Below are 24,506 nucleotides of genomic sequence, written 5' to 3' on the forward strand. Positions count from 1 at the left end.
TTTCGCGTCAGAGGGGGTGGAGGCCCCGGAAGCCGAGGCCCTCCGTTTCGGGTCTGCCCAGCATGAGATTCAAGGCGTGCACGGCCGTGCCCGCCGCGCCCTTCACCAGGTTGTCCAGCGCGGCATTCACCACGATGCGTCCGCGCTCCGCGTCCACCTCCACCGCGAGGTCGCAGTGGTTGGTGCCCGCCAGGGGCGCGGGCTCCGGGAAGGGGGACGCGCTCGCGTTGGCGCGCAGGACGTGGACGAACGGGTGCTCGCGGTACGTGGACGCGAGGGCGCGCAGCGGCTCCGACGCGTCCTCCAGCTTGCGCGCCGCGAAGGCATGCACCGTGGCGAGCACCCCGCGCACGCTGGGCACCGCCGTCGCGCTGAAGTGGACGACGGGCCGCACGCCGGCGAGGCGCTCGGTGACGCCCTCGATTTCACCCGTGTGCCGATGCCCCACGGCGCGGTAGCAGCGCAGCGCGGAGGCGCGCTCCGGATGGTGTGAGGAGCGGTCCGGCGTCGCGCCACCGCCGGAGGAGCCCGTCTTCGCGTCGACAACGACTTCGGGCTTCACCAGCCCCGCGCGCACCAGGGGCAGCAGCGCGAGCAGCGCCGCGTGGGCCATGCAGCCGGGCACCGCGACGAAGCGGGCGTCCTTGAGCCGCGCGCCCGTCCACTCCGGCAGGCCGTAGACGAACTCGGGGAGGTCCGCGGGGCGGGGCGCGCGGGGATACCAGCGAGCGTGCTCGGCGGGCTCCAGGCGGAAGTCCGCGCTCAGGTCGACGATGCGCCCGGCGAGCGCGCTCACCTGCGGCCAGCGGCGGATCAACTCGCCGGAGGGCATGCACGAGAAGAGCACGTCGCACGGCTCCAGCGCGTCATGCGGCGAGAAGCGCGGAGTGGCCAGTCCCCGCAGGTGCGGATGCGGGAAGTCGAGCCGCTTGCCCGCATGCTGCTCGGACGTCGCCTGGACCACCTCCACTGCCGGGTGGGCGAGCAGCAGGCGCAGCACCTCGCCGCCCGCGTAGCCGCCTGCTCCGAGCACCGCGACGCGCGTCATCGCATGGTCTCCACCAGGTAGTCCGCCATCAGCTCCGGCAGGGGGATGCCGGTGAACTCGATGCTCCGGGCGAACTCCACGCAGTGGTTGATTTCGTTCACCAGGATTTCGCCCTGCCGCGTCTCCAGCAGGTCCACCGCCACCATCTCTCCGCCCACGGCCTTGGCCGCGCGCTCGGCGAGCTTCGCGTGGGACGCGGGGACCTCGTAGCGCTCCGGCACCGCGCCTCGGGCCGTGTTCGTTACCCAGTGCTCGGAGCGGCGGCGCATGCCTCCGACGGCGCCGCCGATGACGTACACGCGCAAGTCGTAGCCGGGCTTGTCGATGTACTGCTGGACGAGCGCGACGTGGTCCTGCGCGCCGCCCATCTCGAAGCGCATGGACATCATCCCCTCGGCCGCGTGCTTGTTGTCCACGCGCGCCACCATGCGGCCCCAGGAGCCCTGCACGGGCTTCGTTACGCAGGGGTAGCCGCGCTGCTCCATCTCCGCGACACAGGCGTCCTGCTCGAAGCCCAGGAAGGACCAGGGCATGGGCACGTCATGCTCCGCCAGCGCGAGCGTGGTGAGCGCCTTGTCTCCACAGGTGGCGATGGAGCGCGCGGTGTTGAACACGCGGGTGCCCTTCACCTCCAGGATGGCGGACAGGTAGCGCGCGCGGGTGAAGGACATGCTGCGCATCAACACCGGGCCGCCGTCCTTCCACGGCTCGCGGTTCAACGGCAGCACCAGGTCCGTGTCCGAGTGGGTCTCCACCGAGCAGCCGCGTCCGCGAAGCGCGTCGACGAGCATCCGCTCCTCGGTGCGCATCCGCGTGTAGACGAGGTGGACCTCGTGGCGACGCATCATCCCCTCCTGGCCCCGGGTGCCATCGCCGCCAGACGGGGGCGGGGCAGGGCGTTGAGAATCGATTCGACCAGGGCGCTGGCTTCCAGCCCGTGTCGTTGCAGCAGGGCCTCGTGCGTGCCCGCCGTGGAGTCGTAGCGGTCCTGGATGCCGGCGCGCACCACGCGGCGCCCCACGCCATGGGTGGCCACGCTCTCGCACACCGCGCCGCCCAGGCCGCCGAGGATGGAGTGCTCCTCCACCGTGACGAGCAGCCGGGTGCGCTCGGCCGTCTCCAGAATCGCCTCCTCGTCGAAGGGCTTGAGCGTGTGCAGGTTCACCACGCGCGCGGAGACGCCCTGCGCCTCCAGCCGCGTCGCCACGTCCAGCGCCACGCTCACGCCGACCTCGCCGTGGGCGATGATTCCCACGTCGCCGCCCTCGCGCAGGCACATGGCGCGCCCCAGCGCGAACGCGGGCCGGGCGACCTCCAGCCGGGTGACGCGGTTGCGGCCGAGCCGCAGGTACACCGGGCCCTCCATCTCCAGCAGGGCGCGCGTCGCCTGAATCGTCTCCAACCCGTCCGCCGGAGACACCACCGTCATGCCCGGCATCGCGCGAAGAATCGCCAGGTCCTCGATGGCGTGGTGCGTGGGTCCGAAGAACGCGCCGGACAGGCCGCCGTAGTCACAGACGAGCTTCACGTTCGCCCGCGCGTAGGCGAGGCCCAGCCGCACCTGCTCGCACGCGCGCATCGCCCCGAAGGGCGCGAAGGTGTGGGCGAACACGACGTGCCCGGTGGCCGCCATGCCGCACGCGATGTCGAGCATCGCCGCCTCGCAGATGCCCAGGTTGAAGAACCGGCCCGGGTGCCTCGCGGCGAATGGATCTCCTCCCCCCGCCAGGTCCGCCTCCAGCAACACGATGCGCGGCTCCACGTCCGCCAGCCGCGCCAGGGCATGCCGGAACACCTGCCGGTTGGCCAGGCCCGGTTGCTCGCGCAGCCAGTCCTGCGGCGACGTCAGCAGATCAGCGCCGCTGGACGTGGTGGAGCCCGTCATGGCGTCACCTCACCCAGTGAGGCGAGTGCCCGGCGGAGCTGGTCGGCGTTGAAGGTCGCGTAGTGCGGCCCCTTGCCGCGAAACATGGGCACGCCCGCCCCCTTCTGCGTCCGGGCGACAATCGCGCGAGGCTCCTCGGACGGCTCCTCCAGCGCACGACCCAGGGCGTCCAGGTCATGTCCATCCACCTCGAAGGTCTTCAGCCCGAACGCGCGCAGCCGCTCCACCAGGGAGGCCTGGGAGAGGATGGCCTCCGTGGGGCCGTCGTTCTGTCCACCGTTGCGGTCGACGAGCACGGTGAGCCCCGACAAGCGGTGCTGCGCGGCGATTTGCAGCGCCTCCCAGTTGGAGCCTTCGCCCATCTCCCCGTCTCCACACACGACGAACACGCGGTTGGAACGCTGCCGCAGCCGATACCCCATGGCCAGCCCTACTCCCAGCCCCACGCCGTGCCCCAGGCTTCCCGTGGGAAACTCAACGCCCGGCACCGCCGCATTCACGTGTCCGGTGAAGGGGCTTCCGTCAGCGTTGTATCGTTGCACCAGCTCTTCAGTATCGAAGAAGCCGAACTCGGCGAGCGCGGCGTAGAGGCCCGCGGCGGCGTGGCCCTTGGAGAGGATGAGCGAATCGCGCTCCTCCCAGCGGGGCTCCTCGGGACGGAACTTCATCACCCGCCCCAGCAGCACCACCAACAGCTCCACCATCGACAGCGAGCCACCGAGGTGGCAGCCGACCGACGTGGCGGCGAGCCGGAGGATGGTCCGGCGAATGCGTCTGGCGCGCTCCTCGAGAAGTACCTGGACCATGGATTTCTGCGCCTTTCATTCCAAAGTAGGAAACCAAGAGCGCACCCGTCAATGTGAGTGATGCGCTCTTGGGGTGCAGACATGTGAGCTTTCGCCGTCTTGCTGGTTTTGCACGCGTATCGTTATGGTCTCCCGCCGTCGAGGACAGTCTCGCGGTACACGGAGGGTGCGGACATGGACGCACGGTTCGGAAGCGGCCCCTCGTTGGAGCAGGCGGCGCTGTACCGGAGCAAGGGTTGGTGGCGTGACGAGACGGTGCTCGACGATTTGCGTCGCGCCGTGCGGACGCACCCGGACAAGACGGCCATCGTCGCGGCGCGCTACTTCGCCAAGGACGTCACGAAGCTGAGCTACGCGGAGCTGGGACGCTCCGTGGAGCGCTTCGCGGGCGCGCTCGTGTCGCTGGGCGTGCAGCGGGGCGAGCTGGTGGCGGTGCAGCTGCCCAACTGGTGGCAGTTCACCGCGCTTGCGCTGGCGTGCGCGCGCATCGGCGCCGTCGTCGCGCCCATCCCTCCGGACTACCGTCGCCGCGAGGTGGAGTTCATCCTCGGCAGGACGGAGTCGTCCGTCTACGTGGGACCCCTGAGCTGGAGCGGGCACTCGCACCGGGACATGTTGCGCGAGGCGTCGCACGCGCTGCCGTCGCTCAAGCACCGCGTCTTCATTGGCGCGGGCGAGCAGGCGTCCGAGCCGGGCGAGCTGGACTTCGACGCGTACTTCGTCGCGCGGCGCTGGGAGGACGAGACGCCGAAGGCGGAGCTGGACGCGCGCTCGGCGCGCCCGGACGACGTGTGCAACGTCCTCTATACGTCGGGCACGACGGGCGAGCCCAAGGGCGTCATCCACTCGCACAACACCAACTTCGGCATCACCCGCGCGCTGGTCGACACCATGGCGCTGGGCGCCGATGACGTGGTGTGCCTGCCCTCGCTGCTCACCGCCTCCAGTGGATTTACTTACCTGTACTTGATGCCGGTGCTGCTGGGCGCGACGGCTGTCTACATGGACGTGGGGGACCCGGAGCTCACGCTGCGCTGCATCGACGAGCACCGCGTCACGTTCATGTATGGGATTCCCACGTATGTGATGAACGTCATCGCCGCGAAGAAGAAGCGGGGCGGAGACACCTCGTCGCTGCGCCGGCTGTCCACCGGCTCCATTCCCGTGCCGCCGCACCTCATCGCCGCGGTGCGCGAGAGCTTCGGGGTTCCGCTGCACACGCTGTGGGGGATGACGGAGAACGGCGCGGTGACGATTACGCGCCGCGAGGACCCGCCGGACTGGCCGTCCAACAGCGATGGCAGGCCTGTCGATTGGATGGAGGTGAGGATTGTTCCGGCCCTGGCGGAAGACGGCTCGCCGTATCCGGAGGGCACCGGACGGCTGCTCGTTCGAGGGGCCAGCCAGTGCCTGGGCTACTTCAAGCGCGAGGACATCTACCGCGCGTGTGTCGACGAGGAGGGCTGGTTCGACACGGGAGACCTGGCGCGCGACGACGGGCGCGGGGGCATCCGCATCGTCGGGCGGCTCAAGGACGTCATCTTCCGCTATGGCCAGAAGGTGCCGGTGGTCGAGGTGGAGTCCGCGCTGTACTCGCACCCGAAGGTGCGCGAGGTGGCCGTCATCGGCCACTCGGACGACCGCATCGGCGGTGAGCGGGTCTGCGCCGTGGTGGTGCCGCGCGACGAGACGCCGACGTTGGACGAACTGCGCGCACACTTGAAGGGCCTGGGCATGTCGAATCAGTACTGGCCGGACCGGCTGGAGGTCGTCGAGGAGATGCCGAAGACGCCGTCCGGGAAGATTCGCAAGTACCTGCTGCGCGAGCGCTTGAAGGGGCCCACCGCGAAGGTGGGCTGAGCATGTCCCCCACCATGAGGAGCACACCGTGAGCACTGATTCGAGCACCACGCCGTTGGTGCGACAGCTCGCCGGGTACTGGCGCGAGCTCTTGGGGGCGGAGGTGGTGAAGCCGGAGGACCACTTCCTGGAGATTGGCGGCAACTCGCTGATGGCGACGATGCTGGCCAACCGCATCGAAGAGGAGCTGGGCGTCCAGCTCTCCATGGTGGACCTCTTCAACACGCTGGAGCATGTCGCCGCCGCCTGCGAGGAGCAGCTGCGCGAGCAGGGCCGCACCTTCCCCGCGGCCTGAAGTCCGTCGTCCAGGAGGCGGGCCTCCTCCCGCCACCGTCTCCGAGTGACTGTTCGGGGACTCGAGCTTCACGCCTTCGCGAAGCGCCGGGTGTCGGTCTCACCGACGCGGGGCTTCGTGTCTTCCGAGATTCGTCTTCTTGAGTTTGAGGTGTCGACATGTCCGCGAATGAGCCGAAGCCCGCGAGCCCTCGTGTTCGCAGGCCGCCGCCTGTGGTGCCCGTTCGTCGGGAGGGGCCGCCTCCGCTCTCCTTCGCCCAGCGGCGCATGTGGTTCCTCTCACGGTTGGACCCGTCGGGCTTCGCCTACAACGCACCCTTCTTCGCGCGGCTCAAGGGACGTCTCGATGTATCAACGCTGGAGCGCGCGCTGACGGAGGTGGTGCGTCGGCACGAAGCGCTGCGGACGACCTTCGCGGAGGTCGAAGGCGAGCCGGTGCAGTGCATCGCCCCCGAGGCGCCGGTGTCGCTGGTGGTGGAGCGACTGGAGGGACCGGAGCGCGAGCAGGAGGCCCGAAGGCTCGCGGAGGAGGAGGCACGGCGTCCGTTCGATCTGGGCATGGGGCCGATGCTGCGCGCGCGGCTGTTGCGCCTGGATGAAGAGGAGCACGTGCTGCTCCTGACGCTGCACCACATCTCGTGCGACGGCTGGTCGTTGTCGTTGCTGGAACGGGACGTGGGCGAGCTGTACGGCGCCTTCCTCGAAGGCCGCGAGTCGAAGCTGTCCGCGCTGACGGTGCAGTACGCGGACCATGCGGTGTGGCAGCGCGAGTGGCTGAAGGGGGAGGTGCTGGAGGAGCAACTCGCGTGGTGGAAGCAGCACCTGGAGGGCGCCTCGCCCGCGCTGGAGCTGCCGACGGATAGACCGAGGCCTCCGGTGCAGTCGGCCAAGGGCGCGGTGCTGGGCGTGCCGCTGCCCGCGGAGCTGATGAAGGCGCTGCGGGAGCGGTGCAAGCAGGAGGCGGTGACGCCGTTCATGCTGTTGCTGGCGAGCCTCCAGGCGTTGCTGTCTCGGCACAGCGGACAGCCGGACGTGGTGGTGGGCACGCCCATCGCGGGGCGCACGCGGCGCGAGGTGGAGGGGCTCATCGGCTTCTTCGCCAACACGCTCGCGCTGCGCGTGGATGTGGACGGCAACGAGTCCTTCAAGTCGTTGCTGGGACGGGTGCGTCAGGCGTGCCTGGGGGCGTACCAGCACCAGGACGTGCCCTTCGAGCGACTGGTGGATGCGCTGCGGCCGGTGAGGGACTTGAGTCGCTCGCCGTTGTTCCAGGTGCTGCTCGTGCTCCAGAACGCGCCGCCGCTGGTGCGACTGTCGGGGTTGGAGTCGCGCGACGTGGACTTCGAGCCGGGCGTCGCGAAGTTCGACCTCACGCTCTTCGTGCGCGAGACACCGGAGGGCTGGGTCGCGCTGTGGGAGTACAGCACGGCGCTGTTCGACGAGGCGACGGTGCGCAGGTTCGCCGGTCATTACGTGGCGCTGCTCAAGGGCGTGCTGGAGGACCCGGAGCGCAAGGTCGGGCAGGTGGACCTCCTGGACGAGGAGGAGCGGCGGAGGGTGTTGCCGGAGTGGCCGAGGTGGGAGGAGCTTAAACACCCGTCGTGGTTGATGCATCGGCGGGTGGAAGCGCAGGCGGCGCGCACGCCCTCGGCCGTGGCGGTGACGAATGGCGGCGGCTCCCTGACGTATGCGCAACTGGAGCAGCGGGCCAATCAGCTCGCGCACCACTTGATGGCGTTGGGGATTCGCCCTGGAAGCGTGGTGGGGCTGTGCCTGGAGCGAAGCAGCCTCGACCTGCCGGTGGCGGTGCTGGCGACGCTGAAGGCGGGCGCGGCCTGCATGCCGCTGGACCCGGGCTATCCACCGTCGCGACTGGCTCAGATGCTCGACGACGTGGGCGCGCCCGTGGTGCTGGTGCACGGCGCGCTGGAGCATGCGTTGCCCGGAGAGGGCACGGCGCGGAGGGTGCGGCTGGAAGAGGAGGCCGCGCGCATCGCGGAGCAGTCCACCGTGGCGCCCGGGTGGGTGCTGTCGCCGGAGCTCCCCTGCTACGTCCTCTTCACGTCGGGGAGCACGGGGCAGCCCAAGGGCGTGACGATGTCCCATCGTGCGTTCGGCACGCTGGTGAGCTGGCAGCTGGCGAGCACGTCGGCGCCTGGGGCGAGGACGCTCCAGTTCGCCTCGCTGAGCTTCGACGTGTCGTTCCAGGAGCTGTTCTGCACGTTGTGCGAGGGCGGCACGCTGGTGCTCGTCTCGGCGGCGACGCGTCAGGACCCCGCGACGTTGATGGCATCTCTGCGAGAGCATCGCGTGGAGCGGCTCTTCGTGCCCTTCGTGGCGCTCCAGGCGCTCAGCGAGCGAGCCCGGCACGAGGTGGAGCTTCCGCCTCTGAGGGAAGTGGTGACGGCGGGCGAGCCGCTGCAGGTGACGCCCGCGGTGGTGTCGTTCTTCGAGCGACTGCCGGGCTGCGTGCTGGAGAACCAGTACGGCCCCACGGAGACACATGTGGTGACGGCGTGGAGGGCGAAGGGGCCGCCTTCGACGTGGCCGGCGCTTCCTCCGGTGGGCAGGCCCATCGTCCCCGCGAGGGTGTGGGTGCTGGATGCGTGGGGCGCCCCGTGCCCCATCGGTGTGACGGGAGAGGTGTGCGTGGGAGAGCGGAGCCTCGCGCACGGCTACTGGGGGCGACCGGAGCTGACGGCGGAGCGCTTCGTTCCGAACGTCCTGGATGGAGACAGGGACGGGCCTCGCATCTACCGCACGGGAGACCGGGGGCGGTGGCTGGCGGACGGGAACCTGGAGCTTCAGGGTCGCGCGGACGAGCAGGTGAAGGTACGCGGCTTCCGTGTCGAACTGGGCGAGGTGGAGGTGGCGCTGAAGGAACTCCCCGGAGTGACGGACGCGGCAGTGGTGGTGCGGCGGACGGACGGGGGAGAGAAGCGACTGGTGGCGTACGTCGTGCGGCCCGAGTCCGGGGACGCGGAGGACTTGAAGCGCCGGCAGGCGAATCAGCAGCCCGAGTCCTGGGACGCGGAGGACCTGAAGCGTCGACTGGCGAAGCGGCTGCCCGAGTACATGGTGCCGGGCGTGCTGGTGCGCCTGGAGTCGCTGCCGCTGACTCCCAGCGGCAAGGTGAATCGCCGCGCGCTGCCAGAGGTGGACTCGCGACGAGCGGAGGAAGGAGCCCGCTACGAGGCGCCGCGTGACGTGCTGGAGCGGACGCTGGCGGAGGTCTGGCAGGAAGTGCTGGGTGTCTCGCTCGTGGGCGTGAGGGATGACTTCTTCGCGCTCGGTGGGCACTCGCTGCTGGCGACGCGCGTGGTGTCGCGACTGAGGGATGCCCTGGGCCACGACGTGCCCGTGCGACTGTTGTTCGAGTCGCCCACGGTGGAGGCGCTGGCCGAGCGACTGGGCACACTGGGAGGGCACGCACGGTTGCCGGTACTGACGCGAGCTGAGCGGCTCGTGGACCCGCCCCTGTCGTTCGCACAGCGGCGCCTGTGGTTCCTCGCGCAGCTCGACGCGGGAGGACATTCGTACAACCTGCCCTTCGTCGTCCGACTCCACGGTGCCTTGAAGGTGGAGGCCCTGGAGCGAGCACTCGCGGAGGTGGTCCGCCGACACGAGGCGCTGCGCACGAGCTTCGTCGAAGTGGAAGGTGAGCCCGTTCAACGCGTCGCCGCTGATGCCGTTGTACCTCTGACGGTGGAGTCGGTGGAGGGCGCCGACGACGTGGAAGAGGCCGTGCGAAGCCGCGTGGTGCGGGAGGTCCAGGCGCCGTTCGACGTGGCGCGGGCGCCCCTGCTGCGCGCGACGCTGCTGCGAACGCGCGGTGACGAACAGGTGCTCGTGGTGGTGTTGCACCACCTGGTCGCGGATGGCTGGTCGCTCGGCGTGCTCACTCGCGAGTTGGAGTCGCTGTATGGCGCGGCTGTGAAGGGCGAGACCGCGTCGCTGCCCGAGCTTCCGGTGCAGTACGCGGACTATTCGGTGTGGCAGCACGGCTGGCTGACGGGAGACGTGGAGGCGTCGCAGCTCTCCTGGTGGAAGGAGGCGCTGAAGGGCGCGCCGCCAGTGCTGGAGCTGCCCACGGACCGGCCGAGGCCCGCGGTGCAGGGGTACCGAGGGGCGAGCGTACCGGTGCGGTTGTCCTCGGAGCTGAGCGAGGCGCTGCGGCGGCTGAGTCGTCGCGAGGGCGCCACGCTGTACATGACGCTGCTGGCGGGCTTCCAGGTGTTGCTGGCGCGCTATAGCGGACAGTGGGACGTGGTGGTGGGCTCACCCGTGTCGGGGCGGACGGCGAGGGAGACGGAGGGGCTGATGGGCTTCTTCGTGAACACGCTGGCCCTGCGAGCACAGCCGGATTCAGCGTCCTCGTTCCAGGCGTTCCTGCGTCAGACGAAGGAGACCGTGCTGGGAGCGCTCGCGCACCAGGACGTGCCCTTCGAGCGACTGGTGGAGCACCTCCGCCCGGAGAGAGACCTGAGTCGCTCGCCGTTGTTCCAGGTGCTCTTCACGTTGCAGGAGGCCGCGCCGCTGCTCACGCTGCCGGGTGTCCCCGCGAGCCCCTGGGACTTCGCGAGCACCATCGCCAAGTTCGACCTGGAGCTGTTGCTGGTCGACGCACCTGGAGCAGGAGTCGAAGGGCAGCTCATCTACAACGCGGACCTCTTCGAGCCCTCCACCGTCCAGCGCATCTCGGAGTGCTTCCTGGAGCTGTTGCGCAACCTCTCCAGCCGACCGGAGGCGCGACTGTCGGCGCTTCCGCTCCTGCCGCCGGACGAGCGCCAACGCGTGTTGGAGGCATGGAACCAGACGGCGGTGGAGTTCCCGCGCGAGGGCTGCGTCCATCACCTCTTCGAGGAGCAGGTGGCGCTGCGGCCGGACGCGGTGGCGCTGGAGTTCGGGGAGCAGCGGCTGAGCTATCGGGAGCTGGAGGCTCGGGCCAATCAACTGGCGTGGGCGCTGAAGGCGCGTGGCGTGGGCGTGGATGTGCTGGTGGCGGTGTGCCTGGAGCGCTCGGTGGAGCTCATCGTGTCGCTGCTGGCCATCCTCAAGGCTGGTGGTGCGTATGTGCCCCTGGACTCCAGCTATCCGGCGCGGCGGCTGGAGCAGATGTTGGAGGACACGACGCCTCGGTTGCTCATCACCACGCGCGCCTTGCTGGAGCAGTTGCCCCAGGAGGGGCGTCCCGAGTTGATGCTGCTGGAGGAGGAGCGACTGGCGGGCCTGCCGACGACGGCGCCGCGCATGCCGGTCTCGGGGCGCAATCTGGCGTACGTGGACTTCACGTCGGGAAGCACGGGGCGGCCCAAGGGCGTGGCTGTCGAGCATCGGGGCGTGCTGCGGTTGCTGTACGGAGCCCCCTACGCGCGACTGGGGCCGGAGGAGACGTTCCTGCTCATCGCGCCCATCTCCTTCGATGCGTCGACGTTGGAGGTGTGGGGACCGCTGTGCCTGGGTGGAAGGCTGGTGGTCTTCCCGCCGCGTTCGCCCAGTGAGCTGGACCTGCTGACGGACGTGCTCCATCGGCACTCCGTCACGTTGTTGCACCTGACGGCGGGTCTGTTCAGCCAGATGGTGGAGCTGGGGATGGACGGGCTGAAGGGCGTGCGCCAGCTCCTGACGGGTGGAGACGTGGTGTCCGCGCCGCACGTGAAGCGGGTGCTGGAGGAGCTGAAGATTCCGGTGACGGCCTGCTACGGGCCGACGGAGAGCACGCTCTTCACGTCGGTCCATCGGATGACGCGAGTGGAGGACGTGGGCGCGTCGGTGCCCATCGGTCGCCCCATCGGCAACACGCAGGTCTATGTGCTGGATGCGGGGATGGAGCCCGTTCCGGTGGGCGTGGCGGGCGAGCTGTACATCGGAGGTGATGGCCTCGCGCGAGGGTATCTGCGCCAGCCGGATGTGACGGCGGACCGCTTCATTCCGAATCCGTTCAGCGCGGTGCCGGGCGAGCGGCTCTATCGCACGGGAGACCTGGCGCGCTTCCGTCCGGATGGAGTGCTGGAGTTCCTGGGCCGGCGAGACAGCCAGGTGAAGGTGCGGGGCTACCGCATCGAGCTGGCCGAAGTGGAGGCAGCGCTCCTCGGGCATCCGGCGGTGAAGGATGGGTTGGTGGTGGTGCGGGATGGCGCGGGAGGCAAGCGCCTGGTCGCGTACTACGTCGAGCACGCGCAGCCGCTCGAGGCACCTCGGGTGCGGGACTGGCTGAAGCAGAAGCTGCCCGAGTTCATGGTGCCCTCGGCCTTCGTGAAGCTGGCGGCGCTCCCGCTGACGGCGAACGGGAAGGTGGACCGAAAGGCCCTGCCATCGCCGGAGCAGGACGGGCCGAGCGCGGAGGCGGTGCAGGGGCCTCGGACGGTGATGGAGTCGTTGGTGGCGCGCATCTGGATTCCGCTGCTCGGCGTGGCGCGGGTGGGCGTGAAGGACGACTTTTTCGCGCTCGGTGGCCATTCGTTGTTGGCGACGCGCGTGGTGTCGCGGCTCCGAGCGGCGCTCGGTCGTGATGTGCCGGTGCGGTGGGTGTTCGAGGCGCCCACCGTGGAGGCCCTGGCCGAGCGACTGGAAGCCGTGAAGGCAAGTGCGCAGGGAGCGAGCACCCCTGTGCCGGTGCGAGTGTCGAGACAGGCCGCGATGCCGCTGTCGTTCGCGCAGCAGCGCCTGTGGTTCCTCGGGAAGCTCGACGCGGGAGGGTATTCGTACAACCTGCCGTTCGTCGTCCGCCTGCGAGGCGCGTTGAACGTGAAGGCGCTGGAGCACTCGCTCTCGGCGATGGTGCGACGACACGAGGCGCTGCGCACGACGTTCGAGGAAGTGGAAGGCGAGCCGGTGCAGCGCATCGCCTCGGACGTGGCGGTCCCGCTGTCGGTGGTGGAGGCCTCGGAGGACGCCGTGCGCGGCCAGGTGGAGACGCTGGCGAGGCAGTCCTTCGACCTGGGCACAGGGCCGCTGCTGCGAGTGACGCTGCTGAAGCTGGACGAGCAGGAGCACGTGCTGGTGCTGGTGCTGCACCACATCGTCGCGGACGGCTGGTCGATGGGAGTGCTCACGAAGGAGCTGGAGGCGCTCTACACCCGCGGGGATGCGGCGTTGCCAGAGCTGCCGGTGCAGTACGCGGACTACGCGGTGTGGCAGCGGGAGTGGCTGAAGGGGGAGGTGCTGGAGGAGCAGTTGTCGTGGTGGAGGGCGAGGCTGGCGGGAGCGCCCGAGGTGCTGGAGGTGCCGACGGACCGACCGAGGCCGGCGGTGCAGGGGTACCGAGGCGCGAGCGTGGCAGTGAAGCTGTCCACGGAGCTGAGTGAGAAGCTGAAGCGGTTGAGCCGCGCGGAGGGCGTGACGCTGTACATGACGCTGCTGGCGGGCTTCCAGGTGCTGCTGGCGCGCTACAGCGGACAGTGGGACGTGGTGGTGGGCTCTCCGGTGTCGGGGCGGACGACGAAGGAAGTGGAAGGGCTGATTGGCTTCTTCGTGAACACGCTGGTGGTGAGGACGGAGGCGTCGGCCGAGCTGACGTTCCGCGAGATGTTGGAGCGTGTGAAGGAGTCGGTGCTGGGCGCCTTCGGGCACCAGGAAGTCCCGTTCGAGAAGCTGGTGGAGGCGTTGCAGTCGAGCCGCGACTTGAGTCGCGCGCCCCTGGTCCAGATTGCCTTTGGTTTGAACGGGCCCGCGCAGTTGCCGGCGCTGCCGGGGCTGTCCTCGTCGGAGGTGATTTACGAGCCAGGCATGGCGAAGTTCGACCTCGCGCTGTCGGTGCGTGAGGACGCGGAGGACCTGACGGGCTTCTGGGAACTCAACACGGACCTGTTCGACGCGGAGACCGTGGAGCGCCTGGCGACGCACTACCAGCAACTGCTGGAGGCGGCGGTGGAGAATCCGGAGGCGAAGCTGAGCGCGCTTCCGCTGTCGGGGCATCACGAAGTGCCGGTGAAGGTGCCGGTGGCTCGCCTCCAGGCTCGGCGGTTGGACCTGCTCGCTCCAGAATCCGTGCCGGAGGGGTTCATCGCGCCGAGGACGGCCATCGAGGAGCTGGTGGCGGGAGTCTGGGCTCCACTGCTGGGCGTGAAGCACGTGGGAGTCGATGACAACTTCTTCGAGCGGGGAGGGCACTCGCTGCTGGTGATGCAGGTGGCCTCGCGGCTGCGTGAGGTGTTGGGGCGCGAGGTGTCGGTGCGGATGCTCTTCGAGGCGCCCACCGTCGCCACGCTGGCCAGGAGCCTGGAGACCCTCGTGGGCGGTGGTGCCGGACGAGGCCGTCCGGAGCTGGTGCCCACGACTCGCACGGAAGCTCCGCCCCAGTCGTTCGCGCAGCAGCGCTTGTGGTTCCTCGACCGGCTGGAGCCGAACAGCCCGCTCTACAACATCCCCCTCGCGATGCGACTGACAGGGGCGCTGGACGTCGCGGCCCTGGAGCGCTCCTTCCACACGTTGGTCCGTCGCCACGAATCCCTGCGGACGACCTTCGAGCAGGGAGACCAGGGAGCCGTGCAGCACATCCGTCCCTTCGAGCCAGCGCCCCTGCCCGTGGTGGACCTGAGCGGTCTGCCCGTCATGGCGCGAGAGCGGGAAGCGCTTCGACTCGGCGCCGAGGAAGGCCAACGCCCGTTCGACCTGGGCACAGGGCCTCTGCTGCGAGTGACGCTGCTGAAGCTGGACGAGCAGGAGCACGTGCTGGTGCTGGTGCTGCACCACATCGTCGCGGACGGCTGGTCGATGGGAGTGCTCACGAAGGAGCTGGAGGCGCTCTACACCCGCGGGGACGTGGCGTTGCCGGAGCTGCCGGTGCAGTACGCGGACTACGCGGTGTGGCAGCGGGAGTGGCTGAAGGGTGAGGTGTTGGAGGAGCAGTTGTCGTGGTGGAGGGCGAGGCTGGCGGGAGCGCCCGAGGTGCTGGAGGTGCCGACGGACCGACCGAGGCCGGCGGTGCAGGGGTATCGAGGCGCGAGCGTGGCGGTGAAGCTGTCCGCGGAGCTGAGCGAGAAGCTGAAGCGGTTGAGCCGCGCGGAGGGCGTGACGCTGTACATGACGCTGCTGGCGGGCTTCCAGGTGCTGCTGGCGCGCTACAGCGGACAGTGGGACGTGGTGGTGGGCTCGCCGGTGTCGGGGCGTACGACGAAGGAAGTGGAAGGGCTGATTGGCTTCTTCGTGAACACGTTGGTGGTGAGGACGGAGGCGTCGGCCGAGCTGACGTTCCGGGAGATGTTGAGGCGTGTCCGGGACGCGGTCCTGGGGGCGCTCACGCACCAGGAAGTACCGTTCGAGAAGTTGGTGGATGCGTTGCAGCTGTCTCGCGACTTGAGCCGCTCGCCGTTGGTGCAGGTGTCCTTCGCGCTCCAGAGCGCGCCGTCGGGAGACCTGTCGTTGCCGGGGCTCACGCAGCGACCGCTGGACCTGGGGACGAGGACCGCCAAGTTCGACCTCGCGTTGTCCGTGCGGGAGGACGCGGAGGGACTGTCGGGCTACTGGGAGCTGAACTCGGACCTGTTCGACACGGCGACCGTGGAGCGGATGGCGACGCACTACCAGCGCTTGCTGGAGGCGGTCGTGGAAGTGCCGGAGGCGAAGCTGCGAGCGCTTCCGATGCCTGGGCACCGCGAGGTCCCGGTGAAGGTCGCGGGTCCCCGCATCCAGTCACGCAGCGGTGAGCGCGTGATTTCAGAGGAGGGGTTGGAGGGCTTCATCGCCCCCAGGACCGCGATGGAAGAGCTGGTGGCGGAGACGTGGGCTCCGCTGCTGGGTGTGAAGCGCCTGGGCGCGGAGGACAACTTCTTCGAGCGGGGTGGGCACTCGCTGCTGGTGATGCAGGCCGCGTCCCGGCTGAGAGCCGCCTTGGGACACGAAGTACCTGTGCGCATGCTCTTCGAGGCACCAACCGTGTCCTCGTTGGCCACGAGGCTGTCCACGTTGGTGCGGGGTGGTCTCGGGGCTCGGAGTCCGGAGCTGCTCCCTGCATCGCGGGCGGATGCACCGCCTCTCTCCTTCGCGCAGCAGCGCTTGTGGTTCCTCGACCGGCTGGAGCCGAACAGCCCGCTCTACAACATCGCCCTGGCGATGACGTTGGAGGGCGCGCTCGACGTTGGCTCGCTGGAGAAGGCGTTCCATGAGTTGGTTCGCCGCCACGAGTCCCTGAGGACGACGGTTCGCCAAGGCGCGCAGGGCGCGGTTCAGCACATCAGTCCTTCTGTGTCCGTGCCGCTGTCCGTGGTGGACCTGCGCGGGCTGCCCGTGGAGGCGCGAGCGCCAGAGGCCTTGCGACTCGGGATGCAGGAGGAGCAGCGCCCGTTTGACTTGGGCGTGGGCCCGTTGCTGCGAGTGACGCTGCTGAAGCTGGGCGAGCAGGAGCACGTGCTGGTGCTGGTGCTGCACCACATCGTGTCCGACGGCTGGTCGATGGGCGTGCTCACGAAGGAGCTGGAGGCGCTCTACACCGCCCAGGTGAAGGGCGGAGACGCGGCGTTGCCAGAGCTGCCGGTGCAGTACGCGGACTACGCGGTGTGGCAGCGGGAGTGGTTGAAGGGGGAGGTGCTGGAAGAACAGTTGTCGTGGTGGAGGGCGAAGCTGGAGGGCACCCCCGAAGCGCTGGAGCTGCCGACCGACCGCCCGAGACCCGCGGTGCAAGGTCATCGCGGCGCGAGCCTGGCGGTGCGGCTGTCCTTCGAGCTGAGCGAGAAGCTGAAGCGGTTGAGCCGCGCGGAGGACGTGACGCTGTACATGACGCTGCTGGCGGCGTTCCAGGTGTTGCTGGCTCGCTACAGCGGGCAGTGGGACGTGGTGGTGGGCTCACCCGTGTCGGGGCGGACGAGGAAGGAAGTGGAAGGCCTGATTGGCTTCTTCGTGAACACGCTGGTGGTGAGGACGGAGGCGTCGAGGGCGCTGACGTTCCGGGAGCTGCTGGCGCAGGTCCGGGAGTCCGTGCTGGGCGCCTTCGCGCATCAGGAAGTGCCGTTCGAGAAGCTGGTGGACGCGTTGCAGCTGTCTCGCGACCTGAGCCGCTCGCCATTGGTGCAGGTGTCCTTCGCGCTCCAGAGCGCACCTTCTGGAGACCTGTCGCTGCCAGGGCTCGCGCTGCGTCCGCTGGACCTGGGGACGCAGGTGGCGAAGTTCGACCTCGCGTTGTCCGTGCGGGAGGACTCGGAGGGCATGGCGGGGTACTGGGTGTTCAACACGGACCTGTTCGACCCGGAGACCGTGGAGCGCCTGGCCATCCACTACGAGTCGTTGCTGAAGTTCGCGGTGGCGATGCCCGACGCGCGGCTGGATGCGCTCGGGATGCCTGGGCACACTGAAGTGCCGGAGAGGGCTCCGTCAGCTCGCATCCGCGCCCAGCGCACGGAGCGGCGGGATTCCGAGCCGACCTTGGAGTCCTTCATCGCGCCCAGGACGGCGATGGAGGAGCGGGTGGCGGAGCTCTGGGCTCCGCTGCTGGGCGTGAAGCGCGTTGGCGCGGAGGACCACTTCTTTGAGCGGGGAGGACACTCGCTGCTGGTGATGCAGGTGGCCTCGCGCCTGCGAGAGACGCTGGGTCGCGACGTGCCGGTGCGGATGCTCTTCGAGGCACCGACGGTGTCCGCGCTGGCCTCGCGATTGGATGAGCTCGTGAAGGACGGGCTCAGGACAGGTCGTCCAGAGCTGGTCCCTACTGCACGGACGGAGGCACTGCCCCAGTCGTTCGCGCAGCAGCGCTTGTGGTTCCTCGACCGGTTGGAGCCGGGTGGCTCGCTCTACAACATCGCGCTCGCGATGAAGCTGGAGGGCGTGCTCCAAGTGAAGGCCCTGGAGCGCGCCTTCAATGACCTGGTTCGTCGCCACGAGTCCCTGAGGACGACCTTCCATCAGCATGAGCAGGGGGCCGTGCAGCGCATCCACGCCGCCGCCTCCCTGCCGTTGTCCGTGGTGGACCTGAGTGGCCTCCCCGTCGAAACCCGAGAGCAAGAGGCGCTCCGGCTGGGGGCCGAAGAAGGACGGCGTCCGTTCGACTTGAGCGCGGGCCCGCTGCTGCGAGTGACGCTGCTGAAGCTGGGCGAGCAGGAGCACGTGTTGGTGCTGGTGCTGCACCACATCGTGGCGGACGGCTGGTCGACGTGGGTGCTCACGAAGGAGCTGGAGACGCTCTATGGCGCCCATGTGAAGGGAGAGGCCGCGACGCTGCCGGAGCTGCCCGTGCAGTACGTGGACTACGCGGTGTGGCAGCGGGAGTGGTTGAAGGAGGAGGTGCTGGAGTCGCAGCTGTCGTGGTGGAGGACGAAGCTGGCGGGAGTACCCGAAGCGCTGGAGGTGCCGACGGACCGTCCGAGGCCGGCGGTGCAGGGGTCCCAGGGCGCGAGCGTGGCGGTGAAGCTGTCCACGGTGCTGAGCGAGAAGCTGAAGCAGCTGAGCCTGCGGGAGGGCGTGACGCTGTACATGACGCTGCTGGCGGGCTTCCAGGTGCTGCTGGCGCGCTACAGCGGGCAATGGGACGTGGTGGTGGGCTCACCGGTGTCGGGACGGACGACGAAGGAAGTGGAGGGCCTGATTGGCCTCTTCGTGAACACGCTGGTGGTGAGGACGGAGGCCTCGGGCGAGCTGACGTTCCGGGAGATGTTGGGGCGGGTGAAGGAGTCGGTGCTGGGAGCCTTCGGGCACCAGGAAGTGCCGTTCGAAAAGCTGGTGGAGGCCCTGAGCCTGAGGCGTGACATGAGTCGCGCGCCGTTGGTCCAGGTGGGGTTCCAGCTCTTGAACACGCCTTCGGGAGACCTGTCGTTGTCCGGCCTCACGCAGCGCCCGTTGGACCTGGGGCTTCGTGCCGCCAAGGTCGACCTCGCGCTGGGTCTGCGAGAAGCCGCGGAGGGTATCGAGGGCGTGCTCGAGTTCAGCAGCGACCTGTACGACGTGGCGACGATGGAGCGCTTCGGAGAACACCTGGAGCGTCTGCTGGAAGGCGCGGTGACCGAGCCGGACCGACGCCTGCGAGACCTTCCGCTCCTGAGTGAGTCCTCACGGCGGGAGTTGCTGGCACGGGGAGGGAGCGAAGCGCCCTTCGAGGGTGAGTGCCTGCACCGGATGTTCGAGGCCCAGGTCGCGAGAACGCCCGAGGCCGTGGCGGTGGAGATGGAGGGTCGGACGCTGACCTACGCCCAGCTCGACCGGAGAGCCCACAAGTTGGCCACGGTGTTGCGCAAGTGGGGTGTGAGGCCCGACGTGGTGGTGGGCCTGTGCCTGGGGCCGAGCCTCGATTGGGTCGTGGCGATGCTCGCCATCCTCAAGGCGGGAGGCGCCTACCTTCCGATGGACCCGGAGCATCCACCGGAGCGCCTCGCGTACATGCTGGATGACGCGAAGGTCGCGCTGCTGGTGTCGCGCTCGGAAGAGGCGTCCCAGCTCGCCTGGTCAGGGGCCACCGTGTTGCTGGATGAAATCGGTGAGCTCGATGACCTGGTGGGCGCGGAGTCGCTGGCGCCCGAAGTCACGGCGCGAAACCTCGCGTATGTCATCTACACGTCGGGGAGCACGGGGCGCCCCAAGGGGACGCTGCTGGCGCACCGTGGCGCGGCGAACCTGGTGGAGTCCTTCCCCTCGGTGCTCGGCGGTCTTGGCCCAGGCGACAGGACGTTGATGTTCGCGACGGTGAGCTTCGATGCCTCCGTGGCGGAGGTCTTCCCCGCGCTGCTGCACGGGGCGACGCTGGTCCTGGCCCGGCGTGCGCAGATGGCGCCTGGAAGGCCCCTGGCGGAGTTGCTCGCGCGCGAGCGAATCTCCGTGGCGACCCTGCCGCCGTCGGTCCTGGCGATGATGCCGGTGGTCGAGCTCCCCAGGCTCCGAGTCCTGCTCTCGGCGGGCGAGGCCTGCACCGCGGAGCTGGTGGCGAGGTGGAGTCCGGGGCGACGTTTCATCAATGGCTATGGCCCGACGGAAGGAACGGTGGCCGCGACCTGGGGCGAGTGCTTCCCGGGAACACGCCCCACGATTGGCAGGCCGTTGCGCAACGTGGTGGTGCGGGTGATGGATGACGCGGGCAACCTGGTTCCCAGGGGAGTCTGGGGCGAGCTGTACCTCGGTGGCGTGGGACTGGCGCGAGGTTACCTGGGGCGTCCGGACCTGACGGCCGAGCGCTTCGTCCCGGACCCGTATGGTGACGGGGGACGGCTGTATCGAACGGGTGACGTGGTGCGGCTGCTCGAAGACGGAAGGTTCGAGTACCTGCGGCGTGCCGATGCCCAGGTGAAGGTGCGTGGCGTGCGCGTCGAGCCCGCGGAGGCGAGTGCCGCGCTCACGGCCCATCCGGAGGTCCGGTCCGCCGTGGTCATGGGCCGGGAAGACACGCCGGGAGACACGCGGTTGGTGGCGTATGTGGTGCCGACGGAGGATGCCGCCCCGTTGACGGCGGATGTGCTGCGCGCGTGGTTGAAGCGCTCGCTGCCGGAGCCCTGGGTTCCTTCGGTGTTCGTGATGCTGCGCGAGCTGCCGCTCACGCCGAATGGGAAGGTGGACTGGAAGGCGCTGCCCGTGCCCGAGGCGCACCGGCCAGAGCTGAGCGGTGGCTACGTCGCGCCTCAAGAGGGGCTGGAGCAGGTGCTCGCCCAGTCGGTGGCGGAGGTCCTGAAGCTGGACCGCGTGGGCGCGGACGACAACTTCTTCGACCTGGGCGGCAACTCGCTCCTCTTGCAGATGCTCCAGTTGAAGCTGGAGGAGCGACTGGAGCGCAAGGTGCCGTTGGTGTTGCTGCTCCAGTTCTCTACCGTGCGCACGCTCGCCGCGCAGCTGGGGCCCGCACCGGAGCCGGAGGCGCCGCGTCAGTCAGCGACCTCCGGAGACAGACGCGAGGGACTCCAGCGTCTGGCACAGCAGCGGCGGAGACGACCGGGCTCGGACTAACGCAGCAAGCGCGCCAACTTCGCTCCGAGCACCTCGACATGAGGTGCTTGCAGCATCGTGTGGTGGTCGCCAGGGACGACCTCCACGCGCGCCGCCGCGCCCAGGTCCAACCAGCCGAGCTCCGGGTGAGGTGGGAAGCCGGGAGGTGGCTGTCGGGCGCGGAAGTATTGGAGCTCGCCCCCGTCCCAGCGCGGCGGCGCGTAGAGGCTCAACGCCCGCGTGTTCGCGCGCAGCACGTCCAGTTGTCGGCGGGCCGCTTCGAGCTCCGAGAAGGGGGACTCGATACCGTCCCGTGCGGCTTCCTCCTGGAGCAGGCGGAACTGCTCTTCGATGGACAGGTCCTTCGGCCACTCGGTGGACGGTGTGAACGTCTTCCCCGCGCGGAAGGTCAGCAGCGAGACCTGATCCGCGAGCTCCGCGGAGACGTGCCCGGGTGGCGGCGTGTCCAGGAGCGCGCACAGGGGCACGCTGTCGCCTTCAGCCGACAGTCGGCGCGCCATCTCGTAGGCGATGGTGCCACCCAGGGATGCGCCCACGAGCAGGTAGGGGCCTCTGGGACGCACGGCACGAAGGGCGGCGAGGTAGTGCTCCGCCATCTGCTCCACGGTGGTGTGACTCGCGGCCCCCGCTTCGAGTCCCACCGACTCGAAGCCGTACATGGGCCGCTCGGGAGCGAGGTGTCTGGCCAGCTCACGGTAGAAGAGCACCTGTCCTCCGGCTGCGTGCACGAAGAAGACGGGCGCCCCGTGAGTTCCCTCCTGGAGCCGCACGAGGCAACTGGGGGCCGTGGGCGCGGCGTCGCGAGCACCTTCTCCAATGCGCGCCGCGAGTCGCGCGACGGTGGGTGACTCCAGCACGGTCTTCAGGGGAAGCCGCGCGCCAAGGCGGTCCTGGATGCGCGCACTCAGGCGCAAGGCGAGGAGTGAGTCTCCGCCCAGCGCGAAGAAGTCATCGTGGATGCCGATGTTCTCCAGATGGAACGTGAGCTTGAAACACTCCAGCAACACCTGCTCCGTGGCATCGCGAGGCGGCGCGGCATGAGCGCCCTCGGCTCGACGAATATCGATCCGCGCTTCTTCGCGAGCTTCCACGGAACGAGTCGTCCCAGGAACCGTGACGGGCTCAATCCAGTGTCGCTCACGGTCGAAGCTGTAGCCCGGCAGTGCGACACGTCGGCGCCGCTCCCCCGCGCGGAAGCGCTCCCAGTCGATGGTGATACCCGCGAGCCAGGCTTCACCCAGTGACGCGAGTGGGTGCGGAGGCCGCTCCACCGAGGCGGACGTCAGGGTCGACAGCACGGGCTGCGACGTGCGGGTCGGATGCCTTCGTGCGAGCGAGGTCAGCCCCGTCCCCGGACCGACTTCGATGAAGGCCCGGTCTCCACTGGAGAGCAACAGGTGCAGTCCGTCGGAGAAGCGCACCGTCTCACGAAGATGGCGGCACCAGTACGTGGGGTCCGCCGCCTCGCGCTCACCGAGCCAGCGTCCGGTGAGGCTCGACACCACGGGCAGCTTGGGCGCACGCGGCGAGAAGCGGGAGACCACGCGCGCGAAGTCCGTCAGATGCGGTTCCAGCATGACGGAGTGCGCCGCGTGGCTCAGATGCAGTCGGCGCGTCTCCACGCCCTGTCCCGCGAGCGTGGCCTCCAAGGCATCGAGCGCCTCCAGCGGCCCCGAGATGACGCAGTCGGAGGGCGTGTTGATGGCCGCGACGGACAGCGAGGAGCTCAGCAGGGACTCCACCTGGGCCAGCGGCGCGAGGACCGCCGTCATCCCGCCAGGAGGAAGCCGCTCCATGATTCTTCCGCGCGCGGTGACCAGCTCCAGCGCCTCTTCGAGCGTGAAGATTCCCGCCAGACAGGCCGCGACGTATTCGCCCAGCGAGTGGCCCAACAGGGCCTCGGGCTGGACACCTCTGGACAGCCAGAGCTGCGCCAGCGCCCAGTCGCATGTGAACAGCGCCGCCTGGGTCCACAGCGGACGCGCCAGCTCGCGAGCCGCCGAGTCGTAGCGTTCCGGAGGCGCGAACATCACCTCGCGCAAGTCGCCACCGAGCGGGGCACGCAGCAGCGCGGCGCAGCGGTCCACGGCGTCGCGAAACGCGGGCTCGCCGAGCAGCTCCGCGCCCATGTTCACCCGCTGCGCGCCTCCGCCCGGAAAGAGGAAGACAGCGCTTCGTCGCTCCGCTTCATCGAACGTGGTGCGAGGTCGAAGGGCGTCATCCCGATGACCCAGTCGCTCCGTCGTCTCCGAGCGCGTGCTCGCGGTGACGAAGCGTCGCCAGCCGAAGCGATTGCGCCCGACTTGGAGGGTGTGCGCCACATCCGCGAGCGCGGCTTCGGTGTGGCCCAGGTGCTCCGTCAGCTCCGTGGTCATCCGCTCCAGCGCGGCCTCGGACCGGGCGGACAGCAACACCAGTTGTTCTTCCCGGCGAGGCGGGTCGCTCGGTCGAGTGGGCGCCTCTTCGAGCACGACGTGCACATTGGTGCCGCCCATGCCGAACGAGCTCACGCCCGCGCGCCGAGGACCCGGACTGTTCCAGGCACGAGGCTCGGCCACGACGTAGAAGGGGCTGCCCGCGAGCTCCAGCAGCGGATTGGGCTGACGGAAGTGGACGGTGGGCGGAAGCTGTCGGTGCTCCAGCGCCAGCACCGTCTTGATGAGTCCTGTCACTCCGGCCGCCGCGTCGAGATGACCGACGTTGCTCTTCACCGAGCCCAGTCCGATGGTGCCCGGCGCCACGCCTCGGAAGACCTGCTTGAGCGCGGTGACCTCGACGGGGTCTCCCAGCGGGGTGCCCGTGCCATGGGCCTCGATGAAGGAGATGGTGTGAGGCTCGACTCCCGCCAGAGCCAGCGCGTCGCTGATGGCGGCCACCTGTCCGGAGACGGAGGGCGCGGTGAAGCCCGCCTTGCTGTTGCCATCGTTGTTGGCCGCCGAGCCGAGGATGACCGCGCGAATCGGGTCTCCATCCGCGAGCGCATCCTCCAGTCGCTTGAGGAGCACGACGCCGACACCGTTCCCTGGCACGGTGCCCGCTGCCTGGGAATCGAAGGCACGGCAGTGACCATCGGGAGAAGAGATGCCGCCCTCCTGAGTGGGGTAGGCGACGAGCTGCGGTGAGCGCACGGCCGCGCCTCCCGCGAGCGCCAGGTTGCACTCCCCCGCGAGCAGCGCCTGACACGCGAGATGCACGGCGGTCAGCGACGTGGAGCACGCCGTCTGCACCGTCATCGCCGGCCCGGTGAGGTTCAGCTTGTAGGCCACGCGCGTCGCCAGGAAGTCGCTGTGAGTCCCGAGGATGCTCTCCGTCCAGTCGCTGGAGCGCCGCTCCATGCTCGGAAGGACGTTGGTCAGCAGGTACGTGCTGAGCGAAGCACCCCCGTAGATACCCACGTGCAACGGCCGGGCCCGCGCGGCCTGGCCCGCGGATTCGAGTGCGCCCCAGCAGCACTCCAGGAACAGGCGCTGCTGTGGGTCCAGCTGCTCCGCCTCGCGAGGTGAGTAGCCGAAGAAGCGCGCATCGAAGAGGTCGGCGCCCTCGATGACGCCCGCCGCCGCGACCCAGCCCTCGTCCGAGGGGAAGCCCGCCTTCGCGCGCTGCTCCGCGTCCAGCACCGTGACGGATTCCACGCCCGAGATGAGGTTGGACCAGAAGCGCCGTGCGTCCGATGCGCCCGGAAAGCGCAGTGACAGCCCGACGATGGCGATGGCCGTCGGGCCGGGCGGCTCATGAGACACGTCTTCACCCATCCCCGAAC

The 24,506-nt window shown here is 69.3% G+C and carries 8 protein-coding genes; 3 read left to right on the forward strand and 5 right to left on the reverse strand.

Annotation, left to right across the window (positions count from 1 at the left end; genetic code table 11):
* Positions 1–7: 7 nt before the first annotated feature.
* The 4 genes from argC to LZ199_RS08795 are packed head-to-tail and all read right to left on the reverse strand — an operon-like array spanning position 8 to position 3,739.
* Positions 8–1,048: an N-acetyl-gamma-glutamyl-phosphate reductase gene (argC, locus tag LZ199_RS08780; RefSeq protein ID WP_253993193.1), complete on the reverse strand. Its 1,041-nt coding sequence runs from the start codon at positions 1,046–1,048 to the stop codon at positions 8–10.
* Positions 1,045–1,896 (reverse strand): RimK family alpha-L-glutamate ligase, encoded by an 852-nt coding sequence (locus LZ199_RS08785; protein ID WP_253993194.1) that lies wholly within the window; start codon positions 1,894–1,896, stop codon positions 1,045–1,047. Before LZ199_RS08785 ends, argC begins: the two co-directional genes overlap by 4 nt.
* The gene (locus tag LZ199_RS08790; protein ID WP_253993195.1) at positions 1,893–2,933 is read right to left on the reverse strand and encodes a transketolase family protein; all 1,041 of its coding nucleotides are present in this window, start codon (positions 2,931–2,933) and stop codon (positions 1,893–1,895) included. Before LZ199_RS08790 ends, LZ199_RS08785 begins: the two co-directional genes overlap by 4 nt.
* Complete coding sequence (locus LZ199_RS08795; protein WP_253993196.1) at positions 2,930–3,739, reverse strand: 1-deoxy-D-xylulose-5-phosphate synthase N-terminal domain-containing protein; 810 nt, start codon at positions 3,737–3,739, stop codon at positions 2,930–2,932. The genes LZ199_RS08790 and LZ199_RS08795 overlap by 4 nt, the downstream gene beginning before the upstream one ends.
* Positions 3,740–3,913: 174 nt before the next feature.
* On the opposite strand from LZ199_RS08795, the gene LZ199_RS08800 reads away from it, so the two are divergent.
* The 3 genes from LZ199_RS08800 (at position 3,914) to LZ199_RS08810 (ending at position 20,746) form a co-directional block, all read left to right on the forward strand.
* A complete protein-coding gene (locus tag LZ199_RS08800) occupies positions 3,914–5,599 on the forward strand; it encodes an AMP-binding protein (protein ID WP_253993197.1) in 1,686 nt (561 codons plus the stop codon).
* 28 nt (positions 5,600–5,627) lie between these two features.
* Complete coding sequence (locus LZ199_RS08805; protein ID WP_253993198.1) at positions 5,628–5,894, forward strand: phosphopantetheine-binding protein; 267 nt, start codon at positions 5,628–5,630, stop codon at positions 5,892–5,894.
* A gap of 158 nt (positions 5,895–6,052) precedes the next feature.
* On the forward strand, positions 6,053–20,746 hold the full coding sequence (locus tag LZ199_RS08810; protein WP_253993199.1) for a non-ribosomal peptide synthase/polyketide synthase: 14,694 nt from the start codon (positions 6,053–6,055) through the stop codon (positions 20,744–20,746).
* On the opposite strand, the gene LZ199_RS08815 is transcribed toward LZ199_RS08810, so the two are convergent.
* Positions 20,743–24,486, reverse strand: coding sequence for a type I polyketide synthase (locus tag LZ199_RS08815; RefSeq protein WP_253993200.1), 3,744 nt, complete (start codon positions 24,484–24,486; stop codon positions 20,743–20,745). The two genes, LZ199_RS08810 and LZ199_RS08815, sit on opposite strands and share 4 nt — an antisense overlap.
* Between the last annotated feature and the right edge of the window lie 20 nt (positions 24,487–24,506).

Origin of the sequence: Myxococcus qinghaiensis (assembly GCF_024198215.1) — a bacterium.
Classification (GTDB): domain Bacteria; phylum Myxococcota; class Myxococcia; order Myxococcales; family Myxococcaceae; genus Myxococcus; species Myxococcus qinghaiensis.

What these genes read in the sequence shown, in the direction of transcription:
- argC (WP_253993193.1), bottom strand. Translation starts at nt 1,048, where the DNA reads ATGACGCGCGTCGCGGTGCTCGGAGCAGGCGGCTACGCGGGCGGCGAG.
- LZ199_RS08785 (WP_253993194.1), bottom strand. Translation starts at nt 1,896, where the DNA reads ATGATGCGTCGCCACGAGGTCCACCTCGTCTACACGCGGATGCGCACC.
- LZ199_RS08790 (WP_253993195.1), bottom strand. Translation starts at nt 2,933, where the DNA reads ATGACGGGCTCCACCACGTCCAGCGGCGCTGATCTGCTGACGTCGCCG.
- LZ199_RS08795 (WP_253993196.1), bottom strand. Translation starts at nt 3,739, where the DNA reads ATGGTCCAGGTACTTCTCGAGGAGCGCGCCAGACGCATTCGCCGGACC.
- LZ199_RS08800 (WP_253993197.1), top strand. Translation starts at nt 3,914, where the DNA reads ATGGACGCACGGTTCGGAAGCGGCCCCTCGTTGGAGCAGGCGGCGCTG.
- LZ199_RS08810 (WP_253993199.1), top strand. Translation starts at nt 6,053, where the DNA reads ATGTCCGCGAATGAGCCGAAGCCCGCGAGCCCTCGTGTTCGCAGGCCG.